Source organism: Streptomyces sp. Y309 (assembly GCF_056712025.1).
Genome location: NZ_CM160048.1, coordinates 5,082,958 through 5,104,628 on the forward strand (window position 1 = coordinate 5,082,958; position 21,671 = coordinate 5,104,628).

Consider the following 21,671-nt stretch of genomic DNA (forward strand, 5'->3'; position numbering starts at 1 on the left):
GTGGGGTGGGCTGTTTCCCACCCGTCCGCCCATGGACGCAGGGCGGGCTGATCCCCACCCCCGCCCTGCAGATGGACGCCGGACGGGCTGGGAGGGGGATGGTGGCTGCTGGGCGCATTGGCTGATGTGCCGACTACGGCCCGTAGGGGAAGTCAGGGCGGGTGGGTGGGGAAAAATAGCCCCTCCGGCGTTTGAGGAGCGGGGTCTGGGGCGGAGCCCCAGGGACGGGCGGCGAGCGCGCGGGAGCTCGATTCGGGGGCCACCCCGGCCCAGGGGGAACCCGGGGGCGCCGCCCACGGTAACGTCGACACCCGGGCCCACCTCAACACCGCAGCCCCGGAGGGAACTTCGTGGGGATCGAGAGCGACCAGCTCGTCTTCGACTACCTGAGCCGCGTCGGCGACGTGGCCCAGCAGCGCCAACTACCGTCCGGCACAAGGATGAAGCTGGTCTCAGGACTGCGGGGCGAGATCGACCGCCGCCGCGCCGGGGCGGCCGACAGCCCGGCAGCAGTCCGCCGCATCCTGGACCGCCTCGGCACCCCGGACGAACTGGTCGACGCGGCCGCCGCCAACCCCGACGACGCCGGCGCCGCCATCCCCGAACAGCAGGACGAGCCCACGTCGAGCCGGCTGCGGCGGGTCGTCCCCGAGCCGGGCCGCCTGCGCCGCGCCGTCCCCCGGCCCCGGCTGCGCCCGGCCTCCGCCCAACGGCCCGCCCAGGAAAAGGACTCCGCCGCCCAAGGCCCCGCGCCCGCGTCTGCGTCCGCCCCCGTCCCCGAACCCCGGCGCCCCGCCCCACCCCACCTCGCGAGCACCGAGGAACTGGGCGCCACCGGCGACACCGGACTCGAACCCGACTGGTGGCGCGTGGACAACACCCCGTCGCCGGGCGCCGACACCGTGCACGGCTTCGTGGGCGGCGTGGAGATCCCGGAGATGCTGAAGCCACCGCCCACCGCCCGCGCCGCGGGCCCCGGCCGCCCCGTGGGCATGGCGAAGCCGGGGGGCGGCAGGACCAGGGACGGCATCGAGGACGACGAAGAGGACGAGTACGACGCCGAGGCCGAAGTCGGCGACGAGTACGAGGACGACGGGGCCGTCGAGGCCGCCCCGCGCCGCCGCTTCCGGCTGCTGCCCCCGTCCGCCAGGGCTACCCCGGCCAAGGACGCCGCCACGCAAGGGGGTTCGGCCGAAGGCGTAGGCGTGGGCGTGGGCGCCGCCCGCGGCTTCTCCCTCAGCAACCCCATCGCGCTGCTCGCGGCCCTCGCCCTCGTCGTCGGCGCCGTCATCGGCAACTGGTTCGCGCTGGCGGGCGGTTGGGCCGTCGCCTGGTTCGCGCCCAAGCTGAGCCGGGCCGAGAAGAAGGTCGGCGTGTTCGTCGTGCCGGGGCTCGCCATCGCGTCGGGCATCGGCTGGCTGTGGGGCCGCTCGCAGGGCAAGTGGGGCGAGCCCATCGTCAAGGGGCACATGAACGAGGCGGTGGCCGACACCTGGCCCTGGGTGGTCCGCGGCGCGGCCGTCGCCTCCGCGCTCTTCCTGGTGTGGAGATCGCAGCGGCAACGGCCGTCGACGGAGGAGTGATCCACGCCCGGAGCGGAGTGATCCGCGCTCGGAGTGGAGTAATCCGCGCCCGGAGCGCGGCTACTTCCGCGGCTACTTCTTCGTCAGATCCGCTTGCATCTCGTCCAGGATCTTCGAGGCGGCCGTGTAGCCGATGCCCTGGATCCACAGCTCGTCGTCGATGGTGTGCACGTTGCCGGACTTCACGGCCTTCATGTTCTTCCACAGGCCGCTGCCGACGGTCTGCGTCTGCTTCGCCTTCTTCGGATCACCGTACGTGGACCGGAAGATGACGTCGGTGTCGGCCAGGTCGATCTTCTCGGGCGACAGGTCGTACGAGAAGCCGTCCTTGGCCTTCGCCGAGATCGGCGCGCGGCCGAGGCCGACGTCCTTGAGGATCGTGGCGATGTAGCTCTGCTCGCCGTACAGGCGGATGTCCGCGCCCTCCATGAAGCGGATGACGTTGACCTTGGTCGCCTTGGCCTTGGCGGGGCCGCCGATGGCCTTCGTGACCTTCTCGGCGTGGGCCGTGTAGTCGGCGACGACCTTCTTCGCCTCGGCCTTCTTGCCGAGCGCGTCGGCGTGCACCTGGAAGTTCTCCTTCCAGGGGTGGCCGGTGGTCTCCGTCATCACGGTCGGCGCGATCTTCTTGAGCTGGTCGTACTTCGCGGCGTGCCGGATCTTGGAGGTGAGGATCAGGTCGGGCTTGAGCCCGGCGATGACCTCCATGTTCGGGTTCAGCATCTCGCCGACGTCCTTGATGCCGTCGACCTTGTCCTTCGGCAGGTAGCTCAGGAAGCCGGAGGACGCCTCGACGTGCGTGGAACCGACCGGCTTCACACCGAGCGTGATCGCGGAGTCCAGCTCGGCGGTGTCGAGCACGACGACGCGCTTCGGCGCGACCGGCACCTTCACGTCGCCCATGGCGGTCTTCACGACGTGCGTCTTGCCGGAGCCCGAGCCGGAGTCGTCGGAGTCGGAGGAGCCGCAGGCCGTCAGGGCGAGCGCGCCGGTCAGGGCGAGGGCGCCGGTGGTGAGGGCGCGGCGGCGGAGGCGTGGTGCGGAGCCGGACATGAGGCGGGCCTTTCGTCGAGGGGCGAGAGGGGAGAGCACGAGAGCGGACTACTTCTGGTCGGCGGGCGGCGCGGGCCGCCAAGGTGCGCCGGGCACCACCAGCGGTGACCCCGTCACCGGATCGGGGACCACCACGCACTCCAGGCCGAAGACGTCTCGTACGAGCTCCTCGGTGACGACCTCCGCGGGCGTCCCCCCGGCGACGAGGCGCCCCTCCTTCATGGCGACGAGGTGGTCGGCGTACCGGGCGGCCTGGTTCAGGTCGTGCAGGACGACCACGACCGTGCGGCCCCGGTCATGGTTCAACTGCCGTACCAGATCGAGGACTTCGACCTGGTGGGAAATGTCCAAGTAGGTCGTGGGCTCGTCCAGGAGCAGCAGTTCCGTCTCCTGCGCGAGGGCCATCGCGATCCACACGCGCTGCCGCTGCCCGCCCGACAGCTCGTCCACGGACCGCTCGGCGAGCTCGGCGACGTCGGTGCGCTCCATCGCCTCGGTGACCGCCGTCTCGTCGGCGTCGGACCACTGCTGCCACCAGCGCTGGTGCGGCTGGCGGCCGCGCGCCACGAGGTCCGCGACGGTGATCGCCTCGGGGGCGACGGGCGTCTGCGGGAGCAGTCCGATCTGCTGGGCGATGCGCCGCGTCGGCAGCTTGGCGAGGGCCTCGCCGTCGAGCAGGACGGCCCCGCCCCTGGGCTTCAGGAGCCGGCCGAGGGCGCGCAGGGTCGTGGACTTGCCGCAGGCGTTCGGGCCGACGATGACCGTGACCTTGCCGTCGGGGACCGCGAGGTCCAGGTCGTGCACGACCGTGCGGTCCTCGTACGCGAGGGTCAGCTCGCGGGCCGCGAGGCGGGCGTCGCCCGCGGGGGCGGCGTCGGTGGTGGCGGGGGCGGTCACGCGGTGCCTCCATTGCGGACGGTGCGGCTCCGGATGATGAGCCAGATCAGGTACGGGGCTCCGACGGCCGCCGTTAGGACGCCCACCGGCAGCTCGGTCGGCGCGAACAGCTTCCGCGCGAGCAGATCGGCGAGTACGACGACGATCGCGCCGAGCAGCGCCGAACTCAGCAGCGGTATCTGCGCGGTACGGGTGAGACGGCGGGCGATCTGCGGGGCGAGCAGTGCCACGAAGTCGACGGGGCCCGCGGCGCCGGTCGCCACGGAGGCGAGGACGACGCCGAGCAGGACGAGGCCGAAGCGGACGCGGCCCAGGCGTACGCCGAGCGCGATCGCCGTGTCGTCGTCCATCGACACCGTGCGCTGGGCCCGGGCCGCCCAGGCCACGCAGGGGAGCAGGACCAGGAGGGTCAGGGCGAGGGGTTCCGCCTCCGCCCAGCCGCGGCCGTTCAGGCTGCCCGTCATCCAGATCTGCGCCTGCTGGGCGACGAGGTAGTCGCCCTTCGTCATGAACAGCGTCGTGACCGAGCGGAGTGCGATCGCGAAGCCGATGCCGATGAGGACGAAGCGGGTGGCGTGCAGGCCGCCTCGCCACGCGAACACGTACACCAGGAGGGCGGCGAGGATGCCGCCTGCCACGGAGAGGTACGGGAGGACGGTGTACGACGTGAGGCCGAACGTCATCGCGCCCACCGTCAGGGCGCTCGCGCCCTGGCTGATGCCGATGATGTCCGGGCTGGCCAGGGGGTTGCGGGCGACCGTCTGGATGAGGGCGCCCGCGACGCCGAAGGCCGCGCCGACCAGGAGGCCCACCGTCATGCGGGGTTCGCGCAGCGTGCCCACGACCAGCTCGTCGGGGGACGGCTGCCCGAAGACGACCTTCAGGGCTTCGATTGGCTGTACGAAGGTCTCGCCCATGCAGAGGTACGCCAGGCAGGCGGCCGCGAGGAGCACGGCCAGGCAGGCCGTGACCACGCCGGAGCGGCGGTGCACGAGAAAGTTCGCCTGCCGGAAGCGGAGTACGCCGTAACCGGCTGGGCGCACACGTATCGGCTGGCCGGAACCGGGGGTTTTGCCCACCCGTTCCGCCATGCGGAACGCCTGCCCAAAACGGGTATGGGTCACGCGGCGACCGCCTTCCTGCGGACCAGGGTCACCAAGAAAGGCACCCCGATGAGGGCGGTCATGACGCCCGCGGGGACTTCGCTCGGGGGAAAGATGATGCGGCCGATCGTGTCGGAGACGAGGAGCATGATCGGGCCCAGGAGGGCCGCGAGGGGGAGGACCCAGCGGTGGTCGCTGCCGACGATCGCGCGGGCGATGTGCGGGACGGCGAGGCCGATGAACGCGATGGGCCCGGCCGCGGCGACGCCCACGGCGGTGAGGACGGTGGCGCCGAGCCCGCCCACGATCCGTACCACCGCGACCTTCTGCCCGAGCCCCTTCGCCACGTCCTCGCCGAGGGCAAGGGCGTCGAGGCCGCGCGCGACGGCGAGGACGAGGACGAGGCCCACGAGGAGGAACGGCCAGACCTGGGTGGCGATCTCGGCGTCGCGGCCGGACAGCGAGCCGACCTGCCAGAAGCGGAACTCGTCCAGGGCGGAGGCCCTGGTGGTGAGGACGGCGGTGGTGACGGAGACGAGCAGGGCGTTGATGGCGGCGCCGCCGAGGGCGAGCTTGACCGGGGTCGCCCCGCCCCGCCCGCTGCTGGCGATGGCGTACACCGCGACGGAGGCGATGCCCGCGCCGGCGAAGGCGAACCAGACGTAGCCGGTGAGCGTGTGCACGCCCGCGTACGCGATGGCGAGCACGACGCCGACCGAGGCGCCCTGGCTGATGCCGAGGATGCCGGGGTCGGCGATGGGGTTGCGGGTGATGCCCTGCAGGGCGGTGCCCGCGACGGCGAGCGCGGCGCCGACCATCAGGCCGATGACGGTGCGCGGCACCCGCATCTGCCGGACGACTTCGGCGGCGTCGCTGTGCCCGCCGTGCAGCAGGGCGTCGAACACCGCGGACGGCGCGATCGCGCGGGCGCCGACGGCGAGGCTGAACAGGACCGCGAGCAACAGGGCCACGACGGCCGCCGTCATCGCGACCGCGCGTCTGACGGACACACGCATCGATGGAGGCTCGTTTCGCAGTTCGGGGACGGCGGGCCGGGGAGCAGCGGTTAGTAAGGCTTGGCTAAGTGTAAGGGGCTCCTGGCCCCCGCTTCGGGGCCCGCGGGCCCTCGGCACAATGGGCGCATGACCTCACGGACTGACCGGGCCCCCGCCGCACTCACCGTCGGCTTCGACCTCGACATGACACTGATCGACTCCCGGCCCGGCATCCGCGCCTGTTACCTGGAGCTTTCGGAGCGCACGGGCACGTACATCGACGCGGACCTGGCGATCACCCGGCTCGGCCCGCCCCTGGAGCAGGAACTGAAGCACTGGTTTCCGGCCGAACAGATCGCTCCCATGGCCACGCTCTACCGTGAGATGTATCCCACATACGCGATCACTGCTACGCCCGCGCTGCCCGGCGCCCGCGAGGCCGTCGACGCGGTGCACGCGGCGGGCGGGCGCGCGATAGTCGTCACCGCCAAGTTCGAGCCGAACGCCAAGCTCCACCTGAAGCACCTGGCGATCGACGCGGACGCCGTCGTCGGCGACCTGTGGGCGGAGCAGAAGGCAGGGGCCCTGCGCGAGTACGGGGCTTCGGTGTACGTCGGCGACCACACCGGCGACGTACGCGGCGCGCGTACGGCGGGCGCGCTGTCCGTGGCGGTGGCGACCGGGCCGTGCGACGCAGCCGAACTGCGCGCGGCGGGCGCCGATGTCGTACTGGACGATCTGAGCCGGTTTCCGGCGTGGCTTTCGGCCTATGTGGCCGAGGGTCCCGCGGCCGACTTGGCCTGACGGCGCTGCACCGCGATTCCCCGCAGCACGCCCGCGCCCGCGATGAGGAAACCCACGCCCATCAGCATGCACACGGCATACGCGAGGGACGGGAAAGGGTCGCCGCCGAGGAACAGCGGGGCCACCGTGACCAGAGTGGCCACGGCGCCGACGAAGAAAACGATCGCGCCAATCCGGACGAGCCCGTCGCCCGGTCCGCTGGAATTCGCTTGGGTTTTGTCACGCACCGGACCAGGGTAGTTCCCAGCGCGTAGGAAGAAACCGGGGACGTCTTGTCACCGGCCCCGGGACCAATAGTCTTGATGCCGGCGGGTCGGGCGACCCGCTGTACTGCTATCCAGAGCCGTTTACGCCCGGCGGACGGGACAGACAGTCCGCCGGAACGCGTCGCGGCACAGACGAGTACGACGACGAGTACGAGGACGAGGACTTCACGTGCCTACCGGCAAGGTCAAGTGGTTCAACAGCGAGAAGGGCTTTGGCTTTCTCTCCCGCGACGACGGCGGTGACGTCTTCGTGCATTCCTCCGTACTGCCCGCAGGTGTCGACACACTCAAGCCCGGCCAGCGCGTGGAATTCGGCGTGGTCGCGGGGCAGCGCGGGGACCAGGCTCTTTCGGTGACACTCCTCGACCCCACTCCGTCCGTCGCGGCGGCCCAGCGGCGCAAGCCGGACGAACTGGCGTCCATCGTCCAGGATCTGACGACACTCCTCGAGAACATCACCCCCATGCTGGAGAAGGGGCGCTACCCGGACAAGGCGTCCGGCGCCAAGATCGCAGGCCTGCTGCGCGCAGTGGCGGACCAGCTCGACGTGTGAACCCCGAGGGGGCTCCGCCCCCTGGACCCCCGATCGGCCTGAACGGCCTCGTCCTCAATCGCCGGACGGGCTATCCCCCACCCGCCCGCCCTTATTCGCCCTTCGGGCGGAGTGGGGTGGGTGGGTGGGACAGCGCCCTTCGGGCGTGGGCGGGGAAAAAATAGCCCCTCCGGCGTTTGAGGAGCGGGGTCTGGGGCGGAGCCCCAGTTACGGGAAGGGGTGGGGTTGGGGTGCCCCCGGCAGGGCCCCCACCCTCACGGAAACGCCAGCGCCCCCGGGCGTAGGGCCGGGACGAGGCCCTCGGCCGCGGCTCGGGTGAGGAGGCCGCGGACTGCGGCGTAGCCGTCCTCGCCGAGGTCCGCGGTGAACTCGTTCACGTACAGACCGATGTGCTGATCGGCGACGGCCGGATCCATCTCCTGGGCGTGCTCGAGGACATAGGGCCGGGAGGCCTCGGGATCGTCCCAGGCCATCCGCACGGAAGTGCGGGCGGCATCGGCAAGCCCACGCAGCACGTCGTCCCCCAACGCTCGCCGAGCAATGATCGCCCCGAGCGGAATGGGCAACCGGGTCGTCGCCTCCCAGTGCTCCCCCATGTCGGCGAGCTTGTGCAACCCGTAGTTCCGGTACGTGAACCGCGCCTCGTGGATGACGAGCCCGGCATCGACCTTCCCGTCCCGCACCGCGGGCATGATCTGGTCGAACGGCAGCACCACGATCTCGCCGACGTCACCGGCGAGCACATCGGCGGCCCAGAGCCGGAACAGCAGGTAGGCGGTCGACTTCTCGCTGGGCACGGCGACCGTCTTGCCGGAGAGGTCGACCCCGGCCTCCCGGGTGAGCACCAGCGGCCCGCACCCCCGCCCGAGGGCGCCGCCGCAGGGCAGCAGGGCGTACTCGTCGAGGACGTAAGGAAGAACGGCGTACGACACCTTCAGCACGTCGTACTCGGCCGATGCGGACTCCGCGATGCCGTTGGTGATGTCGATGTCCGCGAAGGTCACGTCCAGCTCGGGCGCGCCCGGCACGCGCCCGTGCGCCCAGGCGTCGAAGACGAACGTGTCGTTCGGGCAGGGCGAGTACGCGATCTTCAGGGGCCGGTCCGGGAATTCAGTCATGCCTGTTCCAACTCTCCAGTACGGGCGTGAACTTCCCGAACGCCTCGGTCAGCGCGGCGAGGGCGTCCCCGATGCGCCAGGCGGCGCGGTCGCGCGGGCCCACCGCGTTGGACACCGCGCGGACCTCGAGGACGGGCAGGCCGTGCGCGGCGGCGGCCTCGGCGACGCCGAAGCCCTCCATCGCCTCGGCGAGGGCCCGCGGGTGGCGGGCGAGCAGCGCGGCGGCGCGCTCGGCGGTGCCGGTCACGGTGGAGACGGTCAGGACGGTGCCGGCCGCGGCGCCCGTCGCGGCGGCCAGCGCGCCCACGAGCGCGGGCGGGGGTTCGTGGGTGACCCGGCCGAAGCCGAGCTCGGTGACGGGCAGGAAGCCGTCGGGCGTCTCGGCGCCCAGGTCGGCGACGGTGATCGCGTCAGCGACGACGAGCGAGCCCAGCGGCGCGGCGGGCCGGAAGCCGCCGCCGATCCCGGCGGAGACCACCAGGTCGTACGGGTCGCCGTCCGCGACGGCGACGGCGAGCGCGTGCGCGGTGGCGGCGGCAGCGGCGGCGGGGCCGACGCCGACGACGAGCACGTCGACGGCGCGTGCGGGCTCACCGCCGGGGGCGGCGGCCCCGGACAGGCCGGACGCCACCGCGTCCCGTTCGGCGGGGACCGCGGTGGCGATCAGGACGCGCGGGCCCGGGGGCCGGGTCCGTGGAGCGGTCCCGGTCAGGCGTCCGAGTCCTTCTTGAGCTTGAACGACCACAGGCCGGTGGCCTTCGCGCCGCCCTCGGCCTTGCCGCCCTCGAGCAGGCTGACCGTGGTCGACTTGCCGCCGCCCCCGTACTGCTGGTTGAAGAACACGCTGCCCGGGATGACGACGTACGTCTTCTTGCTGGCCTCCGTCAGCGGCTGACCGTTCATCAGTAGCGTCCAGCCCTTGTCGGCGATCTCCGGGTCGACGCCGAAGCGGACCTTCTCGTCCGGGTCGACGGTGATGGACTTGACGTCCTTCAGGTCCTTCAGACACTTCTCGACCGCGGACTGCTTCAGTTCGTTGCCGTCGTTGTAGCAGGACGCCTCGGAGTGCACGGACTTGCTGCCGACCGTCACGGTGGCCAGCGGCGTCGGCTTGTCACAGGCCGACAGGACGAGAAGTCCGGCGGAGACGGCGCCGAGGGCGGCGACGGTGCGGCGGCGACGCGCCGAGCGGTGTACCAGGGAGGTCATGGCGGAAGGCTATCGGGCGCGGGGGTGAGGTCTGCCAGGTGGGTGCGGCGTGCCGCGCCCCGTAGGGGCGCGGGGAACTGCGCGACCAGCCCAAGAAGATCCGCAGACGCGTCTGCACAGTTACTCGGCAGACGCGTCTGCGGCCTTTCGCGCGCTGAGCGCGCAGTTCCCCGCGCCCCTTACGGGGCGAGGTCGGACGGCTCCCGGCGCCCCGGGGCGAGGTCAGACCACCCGGGTACGGGGCAGGCCGCCTCGGCGGGACGCCGCGAGGAGGCCCTTGACCGTGGGCAGCCAGCCCACGGCAACAATCGCCGCCGCGACGGAAAGCCCGAGCGTCCCGTTGAGCGGCAGCGCGATGCCGACACCGCCCCCCACCACCCACGCCATCTGCAGCAGCGTCTCCGAGCGCGCGAACGCCGACGTCCGCACGCTCTCCGGCACGTCCCGCTGGATCATCGCGTCCAGCGACAGCTTCGACAGCGCCTGCGCGAAGCCCGCGACCGCCGCGAGCGAGGAGATCCCGACCGGCCCGAAGAACAGCGCCGCGCACACCGCGACCCCGAGCACGACCGCGACCACCGTCACGATGATCAGCTCCGGCGCCCGCGCCTTCAGCCACGCCCCGACCGCCGTGCCCAGAGCGTTGCCCACGCCCGCCGCCACGCCCACTATGCCGAGCGACACCGCCGCGCTCTGCCCGCCGAGCGGATGCTCGCGCAGCAGGAAGGCGAGGAAGAAGATCAGGAAGCCGGAGAGCGCGCGCTGCGCGGCGTTGACGGTGAGGCCGTGGGTCACGGCGGGCCCGACCGTACGCAGCGCGAGGCGCCGCCTGCGGGAGGTGTCCTCGCGGTCCCGGGCGGACACCAGGTGCAGATGCTCCTCGTCGGCGGCGAGCAGCGCCTTCGCCTCGCCCTTGGCCGAGTCCACCTTTGGGGGCAGCGTGAAGGACAGCACGGTGCCCGCGATGAACAGCGCGCACGCCCCGTACAGCGGCCAGCGCGCCCCGAGCGCCTGCAGCCCCGCGCCGACGGGCGCCGCGACGCCGGTGGCGAGCAGCCCGCTGAGGGTCACCCGCGAGTTCGCCTTCACCAGCGAGAAGGCCGGTGGCAGCAGGCGGGGTACGACCGCGCTGCGCACGACTCCGTACGCCTTCGACGCCACCAGGACGCCCAGCGCGGCCGGATACAGCTCCAGGCCGCCGCTGACGACGGCACCCGAAAGGGTCAGGGCGAGCAGGGCCCGTGCCAGCATCGCGCCCGCCATCGCGGCGCGGCGGCCGTGCGGGAGGCGGTCCAGGAGGGGGCCGATGACGGGGGCGAGCAGCGTGAACGGGGCCATCGTGATCGCCAGATACAGCGCGACGCGGCCTCGCGCTTCATCCGTCGGTACGGAGAAGAACACCGTCGACGCCAGCGCGATCGTGATCATCACGTCGCCCGCGCCGTTCACGGCGTGCAGCTCGATCAGCTTGCCCAGGCCCGACTCGCCCGCTCCGTGGGCGTGGGTCGCCTTGCGGATGCCTCGTGCCGTGCCGGTGAACGGCAGGTGCAGGGCGCGGCCCAGCGCCCGGGCGAACCGGGATGCCGGACCCGGTTCGCCCGGCCGCCGAGACTCCGACCTGAGGCCAGTCACGCAGTCATAGTGCCCCTTTCGGGGGTGAAGTAGCGGTACTGCGCCCGCCGAGCGGGTGCGGAAGTTTCAGCCCCTCCGGCGTTTGAGGAGCGGGGTCTGGGGCGGAGCCCCAGGAAGGGCGGGTGGGTGGGGAAAAAGCCCGCCCGGCGTTTGAGGGCGAGGCGCGAAGCGCCGAAAAGCGGGGGAGAGGGGGCGCAGCCCCCAGACGGGCCCGGTACGCCGGTGTGGGCCCAGGGGCCAGGAGAAGGTAGCGTGCGTAACGCGCCTGCGGCGGTTGTCCTCGGCCGCGCGCCTCACGGCCATCCCGCAGAATGGATGGCGTAGGTGCGCCCGAAGACGTCGGGCGCGGACGTCGACGCGGCCCACTGGTCCGCTCCGTCCGTGCCCCCGCGTAAGGGTGGCGCACTCGTGAGACGGCGTAGGAGAGAAGCGATACCTGTGAGCGCAGCGACAACGCGAAGCCGTACCCAGCGCACCCCGCGTACCCCCGACCGTCTCTGCGCCGAGGCGGTCGGCCTGGCCCGCGCCGCCGCCGAGGAGGCCGCCGCGCCGGGCGTGGTCGGTGAGCACGTCGAGGTCGTCGTGGAGGGTGACCGCGTCGTCACGCATCTCTTCGAGTGCAAGGAGCCGGGGTACCGCGGCTGGCGCTGGGCGGTGACCGTGGCCCGCGCCTCCCGCGCGAAGGTCGTCACCCTCGACGAGACGGTGCTGCTGCCGGGGCCGGACGCCCTCCTCGCCCCGGAGTGGGTGCCCTGGAGCGAGCGGCTGCGCCCCGGCGACATGGGCCCCGGCGACCTGCTGCCCACGGACGCCGAGGATCTGCGTCTGGAGCCCGGTTACTCCGGCGAGGACGAGCCGCCGCCGAATTCCATCCTCTCCGAGGAGATGGCCGAGCGCGTCGAGGCGGAGGACGCGGAGGTCACCGCCGGGCCGCCCGCCGAGCTCACCGTGGCGCCCGCGCGCGGGTCGCTGGCGTCCATCGCCGACGAGCTCGGGCTGCGCCGGGCCCGGGTCCTGTCGCGGTACGGGCTGCACACCGCGGCCGACCGCTGGGAGGAGGGGTACGGCCCCAAGACCCCCATGGCGCAGGCCGCGCCCGCGCCGTGTGTGAGCTGTGGGTTCCTCGTGCCCATCGGGGGGTCGCTCGGGCAGGCGTTCGGTATCTGCGGCAATGAGTTCGGTCCTGCGGACGGGCATGTGGTGTCGCTTGCGTACGGCTGCGGGGGGCACTCCGAGGCCGCCGTCATGCCGAAGCCGCCCCGCCCGGCTCCGCCGGTCCTCGACGAGACCAAGGTCGACGTCCTGCCCCTGCGCCCGGCCCCTGACTCCGGGTCCGTGCCCCCCGCCGGGGCGGGCGAGGACCTGGGCCACTCCTAGCCTCTGCGGTTCTCCGGGTGCGGGCCTCCCACCCGCCCACCCGTGACTCCCAACAACAGGCTCGGGGGCTTCGCGTGCTGGCCGGTGGGTGGTTTCCGCCGCGCTTCGCGCGGCGGCCTGCCCCACCCGCCCACCCGTTTACCCCCAACGTTGAGGCGCACGGGCTTCGCGTGCGGGCCGGTGGGTGGTGTCCCCGCGCTTCGCGCGGGGTGTTCTCCCACCCGCCCACCCGTGACTGCCCGCCACCCGTGGCTGCCTGTGCCCATGGCTGCCTGCCCGCCCACCCATGGCTGCCTGTGCCCATGGCTGCCTGCCCGCCCACCCATGGCTGCCTGTGCCCATGGCTGCCTGCCCGCCCACCCATGGCTGCCTGCCCGCCCATCCGTGGCTGCCTGCCCGCCCATCCGTGGCTGCCCGCCCACCCGTGACTGCCCGCCACCCGTGGCTGCCTGTGCCCATGGCTGCCTGCCCGCCCACCCGTGGCTTCCCGCCCATCCGTGGCTGCCCCCCCGCCCATTACTGCCCGCCCCCCGGCTTACTGCCCACCCACCGGCGGAGAGCCGCCGTGGTGCCCGCACCCCGGGCGGCGGTTGCCGCGGCGTCGGGCTTTTCGTCCGACAGTAAACGGGTGGGCGGGTGGGGGCATCGCCGCGCGCAGCGCGGCGGAAAGTACCCACCGGGTCGCACGCGAAGCCCGTGCACCCTGATGTGGGGGGTGAACGGGGGGGCGGGTGGGAGGCCCGCCGCGCGGCAGCGCGGCGAAAAACCCCCGCCGGCCCGCACCGGAAATCCACCCCCGCGCCGGACGCGATACGGTCGCCCCCGACCGGACCCACCAGCGCCGCAAGGCAGGGCAGAGGGAGAGCGACCACAGTGAGCAAGTCCGTGCGGCCGGCCGACGAGGGCACCGACCCGTTCGGCACCGCCCGCCTGCGCCGCTCAGTCCTGGAGGCCTGGGCGGCGAGCCCGGCCCGCTTCCGGGAGGACGCCAACGCCGAGGAGGACCTCGCGCTCGGCGGCTACCGCGACCGCCTGGTCGTCGAACTCGCCCAGAACGCCTCCGACGCCGCGGCCCGAGCGGGCGTACCGGGCCGCCTGGCCCTCACCCTCCAGGGCGGCGTCCTGGCCGCCGCGAACACCGGCGCCCCCCTCGACGCGACGGGCGTCGAGTCCCTCTCCACCCTGCGGGCCTCCGCGAAGCGGGAGGACCGCGATGATCGCCTGGACCGCCCGGCGCAGGAGCACCGCCCGTCCCACGGGCAGCCGGACACCGGCACCCAAGAGGACCCCGCCGCAAGGCGGACGACCGGCCGCTTCGGCGTAGGCTTCGCCGCCGTCCTCGCCGTCTCCGACGAACCCGCCGTCGTCGGCCGCACCGGCGGCGTCCGCTGGTCGCTGCCGGAGGCCCGCGAACTGGCCGCCGAGACGGCCAGGTTCAGCCCCGGCCTCGGCGACGAGATCCGCCGCCGCGAGGGCCACGTACCCCTGCTGCGCCTCCCGCTGCCCGCGGAGGGCACCGCTCCGGACGGCTACGACACCGTCGTCATCCTGCCGCTGCGCGACGCCGCCGCCGAGGACCTGGTGGCCCGCCTCCTGGACGGCGTCGACGACGCCCTGCTGCTCGCCCTGCCCGGCCTCGCCGAGGTCACCGTCAGCACCCCGGACGGCGCCCGCCGCACCCTGCGCCGCGCGGCCGAAGGCCCGTACACCGTCATCGAGGACAGCCGCGAGGGTACGACTCGCTGGCGCACCGTCAGCGATCACGGCACCCTCGCCGCCGAGCTGCTCGCCGACCGGCCCGTCGAGGAGCGGCAGCGCCCCTACTGGCATCTGACCTGGGCCGTGCCCGCGGGCCCCGACGGCGCCCCCGAGCGGCCCCGTACCAGCGCCGTCGTGCACGCGCCCACCCCCAGCGACGAGCCCCTCGGCGTCCCCGCCCTGCTCATCGCCTCCTTCCCGCTGGACACCAGCCGCCGGCACGCCGCGCCGGGTCCGCTCACGGACTTCCTGGTGGAGCGCGCGGCGGACGCGTACGCCGAACTCCTCGCCGCCTGGCGTCCGGTGACCGAGGGCGTCATCGGCCTCGTACCGGGCCCGCTCGGCAAGAGCGCACTGGACGGGGCGCTGCGCCAGGCCGTCCTCGACCGGCTGCCGCGCACCGAGTTCCTGCCCCCGGCCGTGTCGCCACCCGCGCGGGACGATCACTCCGACGAGTGGTCCGACGCCGAGGCCCCCGAGGCCCTGCGCCCGCGCGACGCGGAGGTCGTCGAGGGCGCGGGCGCCGACACCGTGCGCGTGCTCGCCGAGGTGCTGCCGAGCCTGCTGCCCGCGGGCCTGGAGCGGCGCGGCGAACTGCGCACGCTCGGCGTCGCCCGCGTCCCGCTGACCGAGGCGATCGACCGGCTGGCGGGGCTGGAGCGCGAACCGTCCTGGTGGCGGCGGCTGTACGACACCCTCGCCGGCGTCGACCCCGACCGCCTCTCCGGCCTGCCCGTGCCGCTCGCGAACGGGCGTACGACGATCGGCCCGCGCCAAGTCCTGCTGCCCGCCCCCGGCGAAGGCACCGCGCTCGGCGGCGCCGCCCCCGGCGACCGCACCGCCGCCGCCCCCGCCGCCCTCGCCCGGCTCGGCCTGAAGGTCGCGCACGCCGAGGCCGCGCACCCGCTCCTGGAGAAGCTGGGCGCCCTGCCCGCCACGCCCCGCGCGGTCCTGACGACCCCGCAGGTGCGGGCCGCGGTGGCCGCGTCGCTCGACGACGACAGCTGGTACGGCGACGACGACGCCGGCGAAGGGGCACTGGACGCCGAGGAACTGGCCGACCTGGTGCTCACCCTCGTACGCGACGCGGATCTCGCGCCCGGCGACGAGCCGTGGCTCGGCGCGCTCGCGCTGACCGACGAGGACGGTGAGCTCGCTCCCGCCGGGGAGCTGGTGCTGCCCGGCAGCCCCTTCGCCCGCGTCATGCGGGAGGGCGAACTCGCCGGAGTGGACGCCGAGTTGGCGGAACGTTGGGGCGAGCAGCCGCTCGCCGCGTGCGGGGTGCTCGCCACCTTCGCCCTCGTCCGGGCCACGGACATCGTCCTCGACCCGGACGAACTGGAGCCCCGCGACGGGGACTTCGCCGAACCCGACGACGCGGGGCTGCTCGACGCCGTCGACGTGTGGTGCGAGGACGTCCTCGACCGGCTGCCGGACACGCCGGTGCCGCCGGTCGCCACGGAGCTCGTCGCCGTACGCGATCTCGATCTCGTCGACGACGAGCACTGGCCGGAGGCCCTCGCCATGCTCGCGCGGCCGCCGCTGCGGGACGCCATCACGCAGCCGGTGCGGGTGCTGCTGCCGGACGGCACGACGGAGAGCGTGCGCTCGTACACCGCGTGGTGGCTGCGCGGGCACCCGGTGCTCGGCGGGCGGCGCCCGGCGGGGCTGCGGGCCGTGGGCGGGGACCCGCTCCTCGACGGTCTGTACGACGACGCCGACGCGAGCGGCTTCGAGGACGAGCAGGTCCTGCGGGCCCTCGGCGTGCGTACGTCGGTGGGCTCGCTCCTCGCGGAGCCGGGCGGGGCGGCAGAGCTGCTCGACCGGCTCGCGGATCCGGAGCGGACCGTTTCCGCGGCGCGGTTGCACGCGCTGTACGGGGCGCTCGCGGACCTCGACCCGGAGCAGGTGACGCTGCCGGACGACGTGCGGGCGGTCGTGGACGGGGAGGTCGTGGTCGTCGACGCGGCGGACGCGGTCGTCGCCGACGCGCCGGACCTGCTGCCGTTCGCGTCCGGGGTGCCGCTGCTGCCCGTCGCGCCGTCCCGGGCGGGGGATCTCGCCGAGCTGTTCCAGGTGCGGCGGCTGAGCGAGCGGGTGCCGGCGGAGGTCGACCCCGGGGGCGGGGTCGAGCACGAGGTGCCGGAGTCCGTGCGGGTGCTGCTCGGCTCCGGGACCCCGGCGACGTACCGGGAGTACGAGGAGCTGACCGTCGACGGCGTCGACCTGGAGTGGCGGCGCACCCCCGACGGGGTCGTGCACGCCGCCACCCTGGAGGGCGTGGCCGCGGGGCTCGCCTGGGCGGCCCGGCAGTGGCCCCGGCGGTTCGAGGTGGCGGCGCTGTTGGAGGACCCGACGCGAACGCGCGAGTTGGCGCGGGCCAGGTGGTTCGACTGACCGGAACATTCCGGCGCCGTTGAATCGCGGCCTTCGGCCTGGCTCGTCCTCAAACGCCGGACGGGCTTGATCCTCGCGGCCTTCGGCCTGCTCGTCCTCAATCGCCGGACGGGCTGATAATCCTCGGCCCGAGCGCCGTGTCCGGCTTTCGGGCACAAATTTCTTACCTTGCGTACAACCCATGGCCAGAGCCATGGGTCTGATCTGCCGAGTCAACAGACTCCTAGATCACCGGGGCCTCGCGTGACGGCGTCGCGCTCCGCGAGGCCCCCTTCTCCACCTGGGGAAACACATGCGCATCCGTGCCACCGTGGCCGCACTGTCCGGCACTCTGGCTCTGTCCGCCCTCGCTGTTCCGGCCGCCCACGCGGGTGACGAGCCGGCTGCCCCCAAGCTGTCCGCCTCCGTCGCCGAGGCCACCGACGCCGTCGGCGCGCAGCGCGCCGCGGGTGACACCACGGTCACGAACGTCACCGTCAACGGTGGCAAGAGCGTCGTGATCGGCACCACCGCGAAGAAGAAGTTCAAGCTCGCCATCACAGCCACCGACCCGGTGGGCGTTTACCGCGCGAGCGGTTTCCTGTGGCACGGCACGGACTACGACGCGCCCTCCGGGGTCATCGCCCCGGCCACCGAGGCGGAGTTCGAGCCCACGTGCGTGGACGTGGACGACACCACGAAGACCTGCACGGTCAACGTCACCGCGGACCCGGCGAAGCTCGCCAACATCAACGCCGGCAATGGCTGGAAGGTCTTCGCCGCGGTGGGCAACAACGATGGCGGGTCGATCAGGGAGACGGGCCTCAAGGCGGGCGTGGCCCTCCAGCGCGCCGCCCGCCTGACGGTCAACGCCTCCCCGGAGCCGGTGAAGAAGGGCAAGACCATCACGGTCTCGGGCGCCCTGACCCGTGCCAACTGGGACACGAAGAAGTACGCGGGCTACACCCGGCAGCCCGTGAAGCTCCAGTTCAAGAAGAAGGGCGCCTCGTCCTACACCACCGTCAAGACGGTGAAGTCGGACACCAAGGGCAACCTGAAGACGACCGTGAAGGCCTCCGTCGACGGCACGTTCCGTTACGTCTTCGCGGGTACGTCCACGACTCCGGCCGTGACGTCGGCGGGCGACGCGATCGACGTGCGCTGACCTCCCGTAAGGGACCCCTTCGCTCAGGCCCCTTTTTCTTGAGGGGGCCCCGCACCACCTGAACCTGAGGAACACATGCGTATCCGCACCACCGTGGCCGCCGTCTCCGGCGCCCTCGCCCTGTCCGCCCTCGCCGTCCCGGCCGCCCAGGCCGTCGACGGGCCCGGCACCCCGGACGCCCCGCTGTTCGCTCCGCGCGCCGCCGCGGACGAGCTGCCGATGGAGGACGTCCAGATCGGCGACACCAAGATCACGAAGGTCGTCGTGAACGGCGGCAAGAACATCGTCGTCGGCACGACGGCCAAGAAGAAGATCACGGTCGCCGTGACCGCGAAGGACCCGGCGGGCATCGGGCTCGGCGGCGGCTTCCTCTGGCACGGCAAGAAGTTCACCGAGTCCTCCCTCGACGGCATGCTCGTCCCCGCGGACAGCGCCCGGCCCACCTGCACGAAGCTGAACGCGACGACGTCGACCTGCTCGCTGCCCGTCACGATCGACCCGAAGGCGTCCCTCGACAAGAACGGCCTGCGCAACCACCTGGCCGGCGGCGGCTGGAAGGTCTACGGCATCGCGGCCGGCAAGGACGAGGACCTCGTCATCAAGACCCAGCTCAAGACGGCCGTCCGCCTCCAGCGCGCCGCCCGCCTGACGGTCAACGCCTCCCCGGAGCCGGTGAAGAAGGGCAGGACGATCACCGTCTCCGGCGCCCTGACCCGTGCCAACTGGGACACGAAGAAGTACGCGGGCTACACCCAGCAGCCCGTGAAGCTCCAGTTCAAGAAGAAGGGCGCCTCTTCCTACACCACCGTCAAGACGGTGAAGTCCGACCGCAAGGGCAACCTGAAGACGACCGTGAAGGCCTCGGTCGACGGCACCTTCCGGTACGTCTTCGCGGGGACCTCCACGACCCCGGCCGTCACCTCGGCCGGGGACTTCGTCGACGTACGGTAAAGCCGGTAACCGCAGCGCCGCGCTAGGCGGCGAAGCGGCGGTCCACCCAGCGGAACGCGAACTCGATCGCCGCCGCCGCGACCGCCGCGATCGCCACCGCCGCCCACGGCATCGTCGTCCCCACCAGCTTCAGGGCGAAGAAGTCCTGGAGCCAGGGGACGACGAGGACGAGCAGGAAGCCGAAGGCCATCGCCGCGACGAGGGCGATCCGCCACCAGGTGTAGGGGCGGGCGATGATCGCCAGGACCCACAGGGACACCAGGAACAGGGTCAGCGTCGCGGCGCTGGTCTCGGCCTCGCGGGCGCCCTCGCCCATGTAGTGGTGCCGGGCCAGGAGGTACGTCGCGAACGTGGCGACCGCCGCGATGATGCCGCCCGGCAGGGCGTAGCGCATGACCCTTCGTACGAAGTGGGGTCTGGCCCTTTCCTTGTTGGGCGCGAGCGCGAGGAAGAAGGCCGGGACGCCGATCGTGAGGGTGGAGAGGAGGGTGAGGTGGCGGGGGAGGAAGAGGTATTCCACCTGCGAGCAGACCACCAGTAGGGCGATGACGACTGAGTAGACCGTCTTCACCAGGAACAGGGTCGCCACGCGCGTGATGTTGCCGATCACGCGGCGGCCCTCCGCCACCACCGACGGCAGCGTCGCGAAGCTGTTGTTCAACAACACGATCTGGGCCACCGCTCGCGTCGCCTCCGAGCCCGAGCCCATCGAGACGCCGATGTCGGCGTCCTTCAGGGCGAGGACGTCGTTCACGCCGTCGCCGGTCATCGCGACCGTGTGCCCCTTGGACTGCATCGCGCCGACCATGTCCCGCTTCTGCTGCGGAGTGACGCGGCCGAAGACCGAGTTGGCGTCCAGCTCCTCGGCCATCTCGGCCCGGTCCGCGGGCAGTCGCCGCGCGTCCACCGTGTTCGCCGCGCCGGGCAGGCCCAGCTTGCCCGCGACCGCGCCGACGGACACCGCGTTGTCGCCGGAGATGACCTTCGCCTGGACGTTCTGCTCCTCGAAGTAGCGCAGGGTGTCCGCGGCGTCGGGGCGCAGGCGCTGCTCCAGGACGACCAGGGCGGTGGCGCGGGCGCCCTCCGCCACGTCCGGCGCGTCGAGGTCGCCGGCCGCGCGGGCGAGCAGCAGGACGCGCAGGCCCTGGTGGTTGAGCTGCTCGATCTCGTCGAGCGCCAGGTCGCCGGACGGCAGGAGCACGTCCGGCGCGCCGAGCAGCCACGTCGAGTTCTCGCCGTCGCCCTCGCTGAAGCTCGCGCCGCTGTATTTGCGGGCGGAGGAGAACGGCAGCGACTCCGTGCAGCGCCACTCCTCGCTGTCGGGGTAGGCGTCGATGATCGCCTGGAGAGACGCGTTCGGGCGCGGGTCCGATTCGCCGAGGGCGCCGAGGACCTTGCGTACGTACGTCTCCTCCGAGCCGTTCAGCGGACGCAGCTCCGTCACGTCCATGCCGCCCTCGGTGAGCGTGCCCGTCTTGTCCAGGCAGACGGTGTCCACGCGCGCGAGGCCCTCGATGGCGGGCAGTTCCTGCACCAGGCACTGCTTGCGGCCCAGGCGGATGACGCCGATCGCGAAGGCCACGGAGGTGAGGAGGACCAGGCCTTCGGGGATCATCGGGACGATGCCGCCGACCGTGTACGCGATCGACTCCTTGAAGTTGTCGTCCTTGACGACCAGTTGGGAGATGATCAGGCCGATGGAGGTGGGGACCATCAGCCACGTCACGTACTTGAGGATCGTGCTGATGCCCGAGCGCAGCTCCGAGTGCACGAGCGTGAAGCGGCTCGCCTCCTCCGCGAGCTGCGCCGCGTACGCCTCGCGGCCCACCTTCGTCGCCGTGAACGCGCCGCCGCCCGCGACCACGAACGAGCCCGACATCAGCTTGTCGCCGGGCTTCTTCAGGACCGGGTCGGCCTCACCGGTGAGCAGCGACTCGTCGACCTCGAGGCTGTCGGCCTCGACCGTCTCGCCGTCCACCACGATCTTGTCGCCGGGGCCCAGCTCCACCAGGTCGCCGAGCACGATCTCGGACGTGGAGATCTCCGCGGCCACGCCGTCGCGCCGCACCGTCGGCTTGGCCTCGCCGATGACCGCGAGGCCGTCGAGGGTCTTCTTGGCGCGCAGTTCCTGGATGATGCCGATGCCCGTGTTGGCGACGATCACGAAGCCGAAGAGGCTGTCCTGGATCGGCGCGACGAAGAGCATGATCACCCAGAGCACGCCGATGATCGCGTTGAAGCGCGTGAAGACGTTGGCGCGGATGATCTCGGTCGTGGACCGGCTGCTGCGGACGGGTACGTCGTTGACCTCGCCGCGGGCGACCCGCTCGGCGACCTCCGCCGCCGTGAGCCCCAGGGCACGTCCCGTCGGTGGCGCCACCGGGTGGACCGGGTCCAGCTCGGCGCCCGCGTCGATATGCGTCATGGCTTCGACGGTACGGGGGGAGTGGGGCGTTCACCCCTTGAGTTCCGGAAAGATCCGACCTCGGTAGGACGGGGTTTGCCCTCAGGTCGTATGCCGTACCGCCGAGGGACTACGCGGTGCCCGAGGCCTCTGTCCGCGCGGCGTCCGACGCCTCCTCTGCCTCCGCCCGCTTGATCGCCGCGTCGCGCTTGCGGACGTACCAGATGCCGATGAGTCCGAGGCCGCCGCCCGCGAGGCACGTCCACACCCACCAGGTGAGGTCGCGGTCGTCGAACCAGCCGTAGAACGGCACCTGCACGACGAAGAGGGCGAACCAGAGGATCGTGCCGCCGGTGATGGTGGCGACGACGGGCCCCTCCAGGGGCTCCGGCGCCTCGTGCTTGGGGGTCCACTTCGCCATGCCCTA

The 21,671-nt window shown here is 72.7% G+C and carries 18 protein-coding genes; 7 read left to right on the plus strand and 11 right to left on the minus strand.

What is annotated here, in order from left to right; translation table 11 throughout:
* Positions 1–350: 350 nt before the first annotated feature.
* Positions 351–1,583 (plus strand): hypothetical protein, encoded by a 1,233-nt coding sequence (locus tag AC0KTA_RS20685; RefSeq protein WP_481049696.1) that lies wholly within the window; start codon positions 351–353, stop codon positions 1,581–1,583.
* A gap of 72 nt (positions 1,584–1,655) precedes the next feature.
* Here the strand turns inward: AC0KTA_RS20685 and AC0KTA_RS20690 are convergent, their stop codons facing one another.
* The 4 genes from AC0KTA_RS20690 to AC0KTA_RS20705 are packed head-to-tail and all read right to left on the minus strand — an operon-like array spanning position 1,656 to position 5,652.
* A complete protein-coding gene (locus tag AC0KTA_RS20690; protein WP_481049697.1) occupies positions 1,656–2,636 on the minus strand; it encodes an ABC transporter substrate-binding protein in 981 nt (326 codons plus the stop codon).
* 48 nt (positions 2,637–2,684) lie between these two features.
* Positions 2,685–3,533, minus strand: coding sequence for an ABC transporter ATP-binding protein (locus AC0KTA_RS20695; RefSeq protein ID WP_481049698.1), 849 nt, complete (start codon positions 3,531–3,533; stop codon positions 2,685–2,687).
* Positions 3,530–4,624, minus strand: a complete 1,095-nt coding sequence (locus AC0KTA_RS20700) for a FecCD family ABC transporter permease (protein ID WP_481049699.1) — start codon at positions 4,622–4,624, stop codon at positions 3,530–3,532. Before AC0KTA_RS20700 ends, AC0KTA_RS20695 begins: the two co-directional genes overlap by 4 nt.
* Before the next feature lie 29 nt (positions 4,625–4,653).
* Positions 4,654–5,652 carry a FecCD family ABC transporter permease gene (locus tag AC0KTA_RS20705; RefSeq protein WP_481049700.1) on the minus strand — a complete coding sequence of 333 codons (999 nt, stop codon included), beginning with the start codon at positions 5,650–5,652 and terminating at the stop codon, positions 4,654–4,656.
* A gap of 126 nt (positions 5,653–5,778) precedes the next feature.
* Here AC0KTA_RS20705 and AC0KTA_RS20710 point away from each other — a divergent pair, with 126 nt between their 5' ends.
* Entirely contained in the window at positions 5,779–6,435 is a 657-nt protein-coding gene (locus tag AC0KTA_RS20710) for an HAD family hydrolase (RefSeq protein ID WP_481049701.1), read from the plus strand.
* On the opposite strand, the gene AC0KTA_RS20715 is transcribed toward AC0KTA_RS20710, so the two are convergent.
* On the minus strand, positions 6,399–6,662 hold the full coding sequence (locus AC0KTA_RS20715) for a hypothetical protein (protein ID WP_481049702.1): 264 nt from the start codon (positions 6,660–6,662) through the stop codon (positions 6,399–6,401). The two genes, AC0KTA_RS20710 and AC0KTA_RS20715, sit on opposite strands and share 37 nt — an antisense overlap.
* A gap of 208 nt (positions 6,663–6,870) precedes the next feature.
* Between AC0KTA_RS20715 and AC0KTA_RS20720 the strand changes: the two genes are divergently transcribed.
* Positions 6,871–7,254: a cold-shock protein gene (locus AC0KTA_RS20720; protein WP_016642928.1), complete on the plus strand. Its 384-nt coding sequence runs from the start codon at positions 6,871–6,873 to the stop codon at positions 7,252–7,254.
* Between the two features lie 254 nt (positions 7,255–7,508).
* On the opposite strand, the gene AC0KTA_RS20725 is transcribed toward AC0KTA_RS20720, so the two are convergent.
* From AC0KTA_RS20725 to AC0KTA_RS20740, 4 genes are all read right to left on the minus strand, one after another.
* Positions 7,509–8,372, minus strand: a complete 864-nt coding sequence (locus AC0KTA_RS20725) for a 1,4-dihydroxy-6-naphtoate synthase (protein ID WP_481049703.1) — start codon at positions 8,370–8,372, stop codon at positions 7,509–7,511.
* Complete coding sequence (locus tag AC0KTA_RS20730; protein ID WP_481056503.1) at positions 8,365–9,084, minus strand: futalosine hydrolase; 720 nt, start codon at positions 9,082–9,084, stop codon at positions 8,365–8,367. The genes AC0KTA_RS20725 and AC0KTA_RS20730 overlap by 8 nt, the downstream gene beginning before the upstream one ends.
* The gene (locus AC0KTA_RS20735) at positions 9,081–9,581 is read right to left on the minus strand and encodes a DUF2771 domain-containing protein (protein WP_481049704.1); all 501 of its coding nucleotides are present in this window, start codon (positions 9,579–9,581) and stop codon (positions 9,081–9,083) included. Before AC0KTA_RS20735 ends, AC0KTA_RS20730 begins: the two co-directional genes overlap by 4 nt.
* Before the next feature lie 222 nt (positions 9,582–9,803).
* On the minus strand, positions 9,804–11,213 hold the full coding sequence (locus AC0KTA_RS20740) for an MFS transporter (protein WP_481049705.1): 1,410 nt from the start codon (positions 11,211–11,213) through the stop codon (positions 9,804–9,806).
* A 438-nt stretch (positions 11,214–11,651) separates the two neighbouring features.
* Here AC0KTA_RS20740 and AC0KTA_RS20745 point away from each other — a divergent pair, with 438 nt between their 5' ends.
* From AC0KTA_RS20745 to AC0KTA_RS20760, 4 genes are all read left to right on the plus strand, one after another.
* Complete coding sequence (locus AC0KTA_RS20745; RefSeq protein WP_481049706.1) at positions 11,652–12,590, plus strand: DUF3027 domain-containing protein; 939 nt, start codon at positions 11,652–11,654, stop codon at positions 12,588–12,590.
* Positions 12,591–13,463: 873 nt separating this feature from the next.
* Positions 13,464–16,745 (plus strand): sacsin N-terminal ATP-binding-like domain-containing protein, encoded by a 3,282-nt coding sequence (locus AC0KTA_RS20750; protein WP_481049707.1) that lies wholly within the window; start codon positions 13,464–13,466, stop codon positions 16,743–16,745.
* Positions 16,746–17,037: 292 nt separating this feature from the next.
* Positions 17,038–17,889 (plus strand): calcium-binding protein, encoded by an 852-nt coding sequence (locus AC0KTA_RS20755; protein ID WP_481049708.1) that lies wholly within the window; start codon positions 17,038–17,040, stop codon positions 17,887–17,889.
* A gap of 75 nt (positions 17,890–17,964) precedes the next feature.
* A complete protein-coding gene (locus tag AC0KTA_RS20760) occupies positions 17,965–18,840 on the plus strand; it encodes a calcium-binding protein (protein ID WP_481049709.1) in 876 nt (291 codons plus the stop codon).
* Between the two features lie 22 nt (positions 18,841–18,862).
* Here the strand turns inward: AC0KTA_RS20760 and AC0KTA_RS20765 are convergent, their stop codons facing one another.
* Positions 18,863–21,265, minus strand: coding sequence for an HAD-IC family P-type ATPase (locus AC0KTA_RS20765; RefSeq protein ID WP_481049710.1), 2,403 nt, complete (start codon positions 21,263–21,265; stop codon positions 18,863–18,865).
* Between the two features lie 109 nt (positions 21,266–21,374).
* Complete coding sequence (locus AC0KTA_RS20770; protein ID WP_481049711.1) at positions 21,375–21,665, minus strand: DUF2530 domain-containing protein; 291 nt, start codon at positions 21,663–21,665, stop codon at positions 21,375–21,377.
* Between the last annotated feature and the right edge of the window lie 6 nt (positions 21,666–21,671).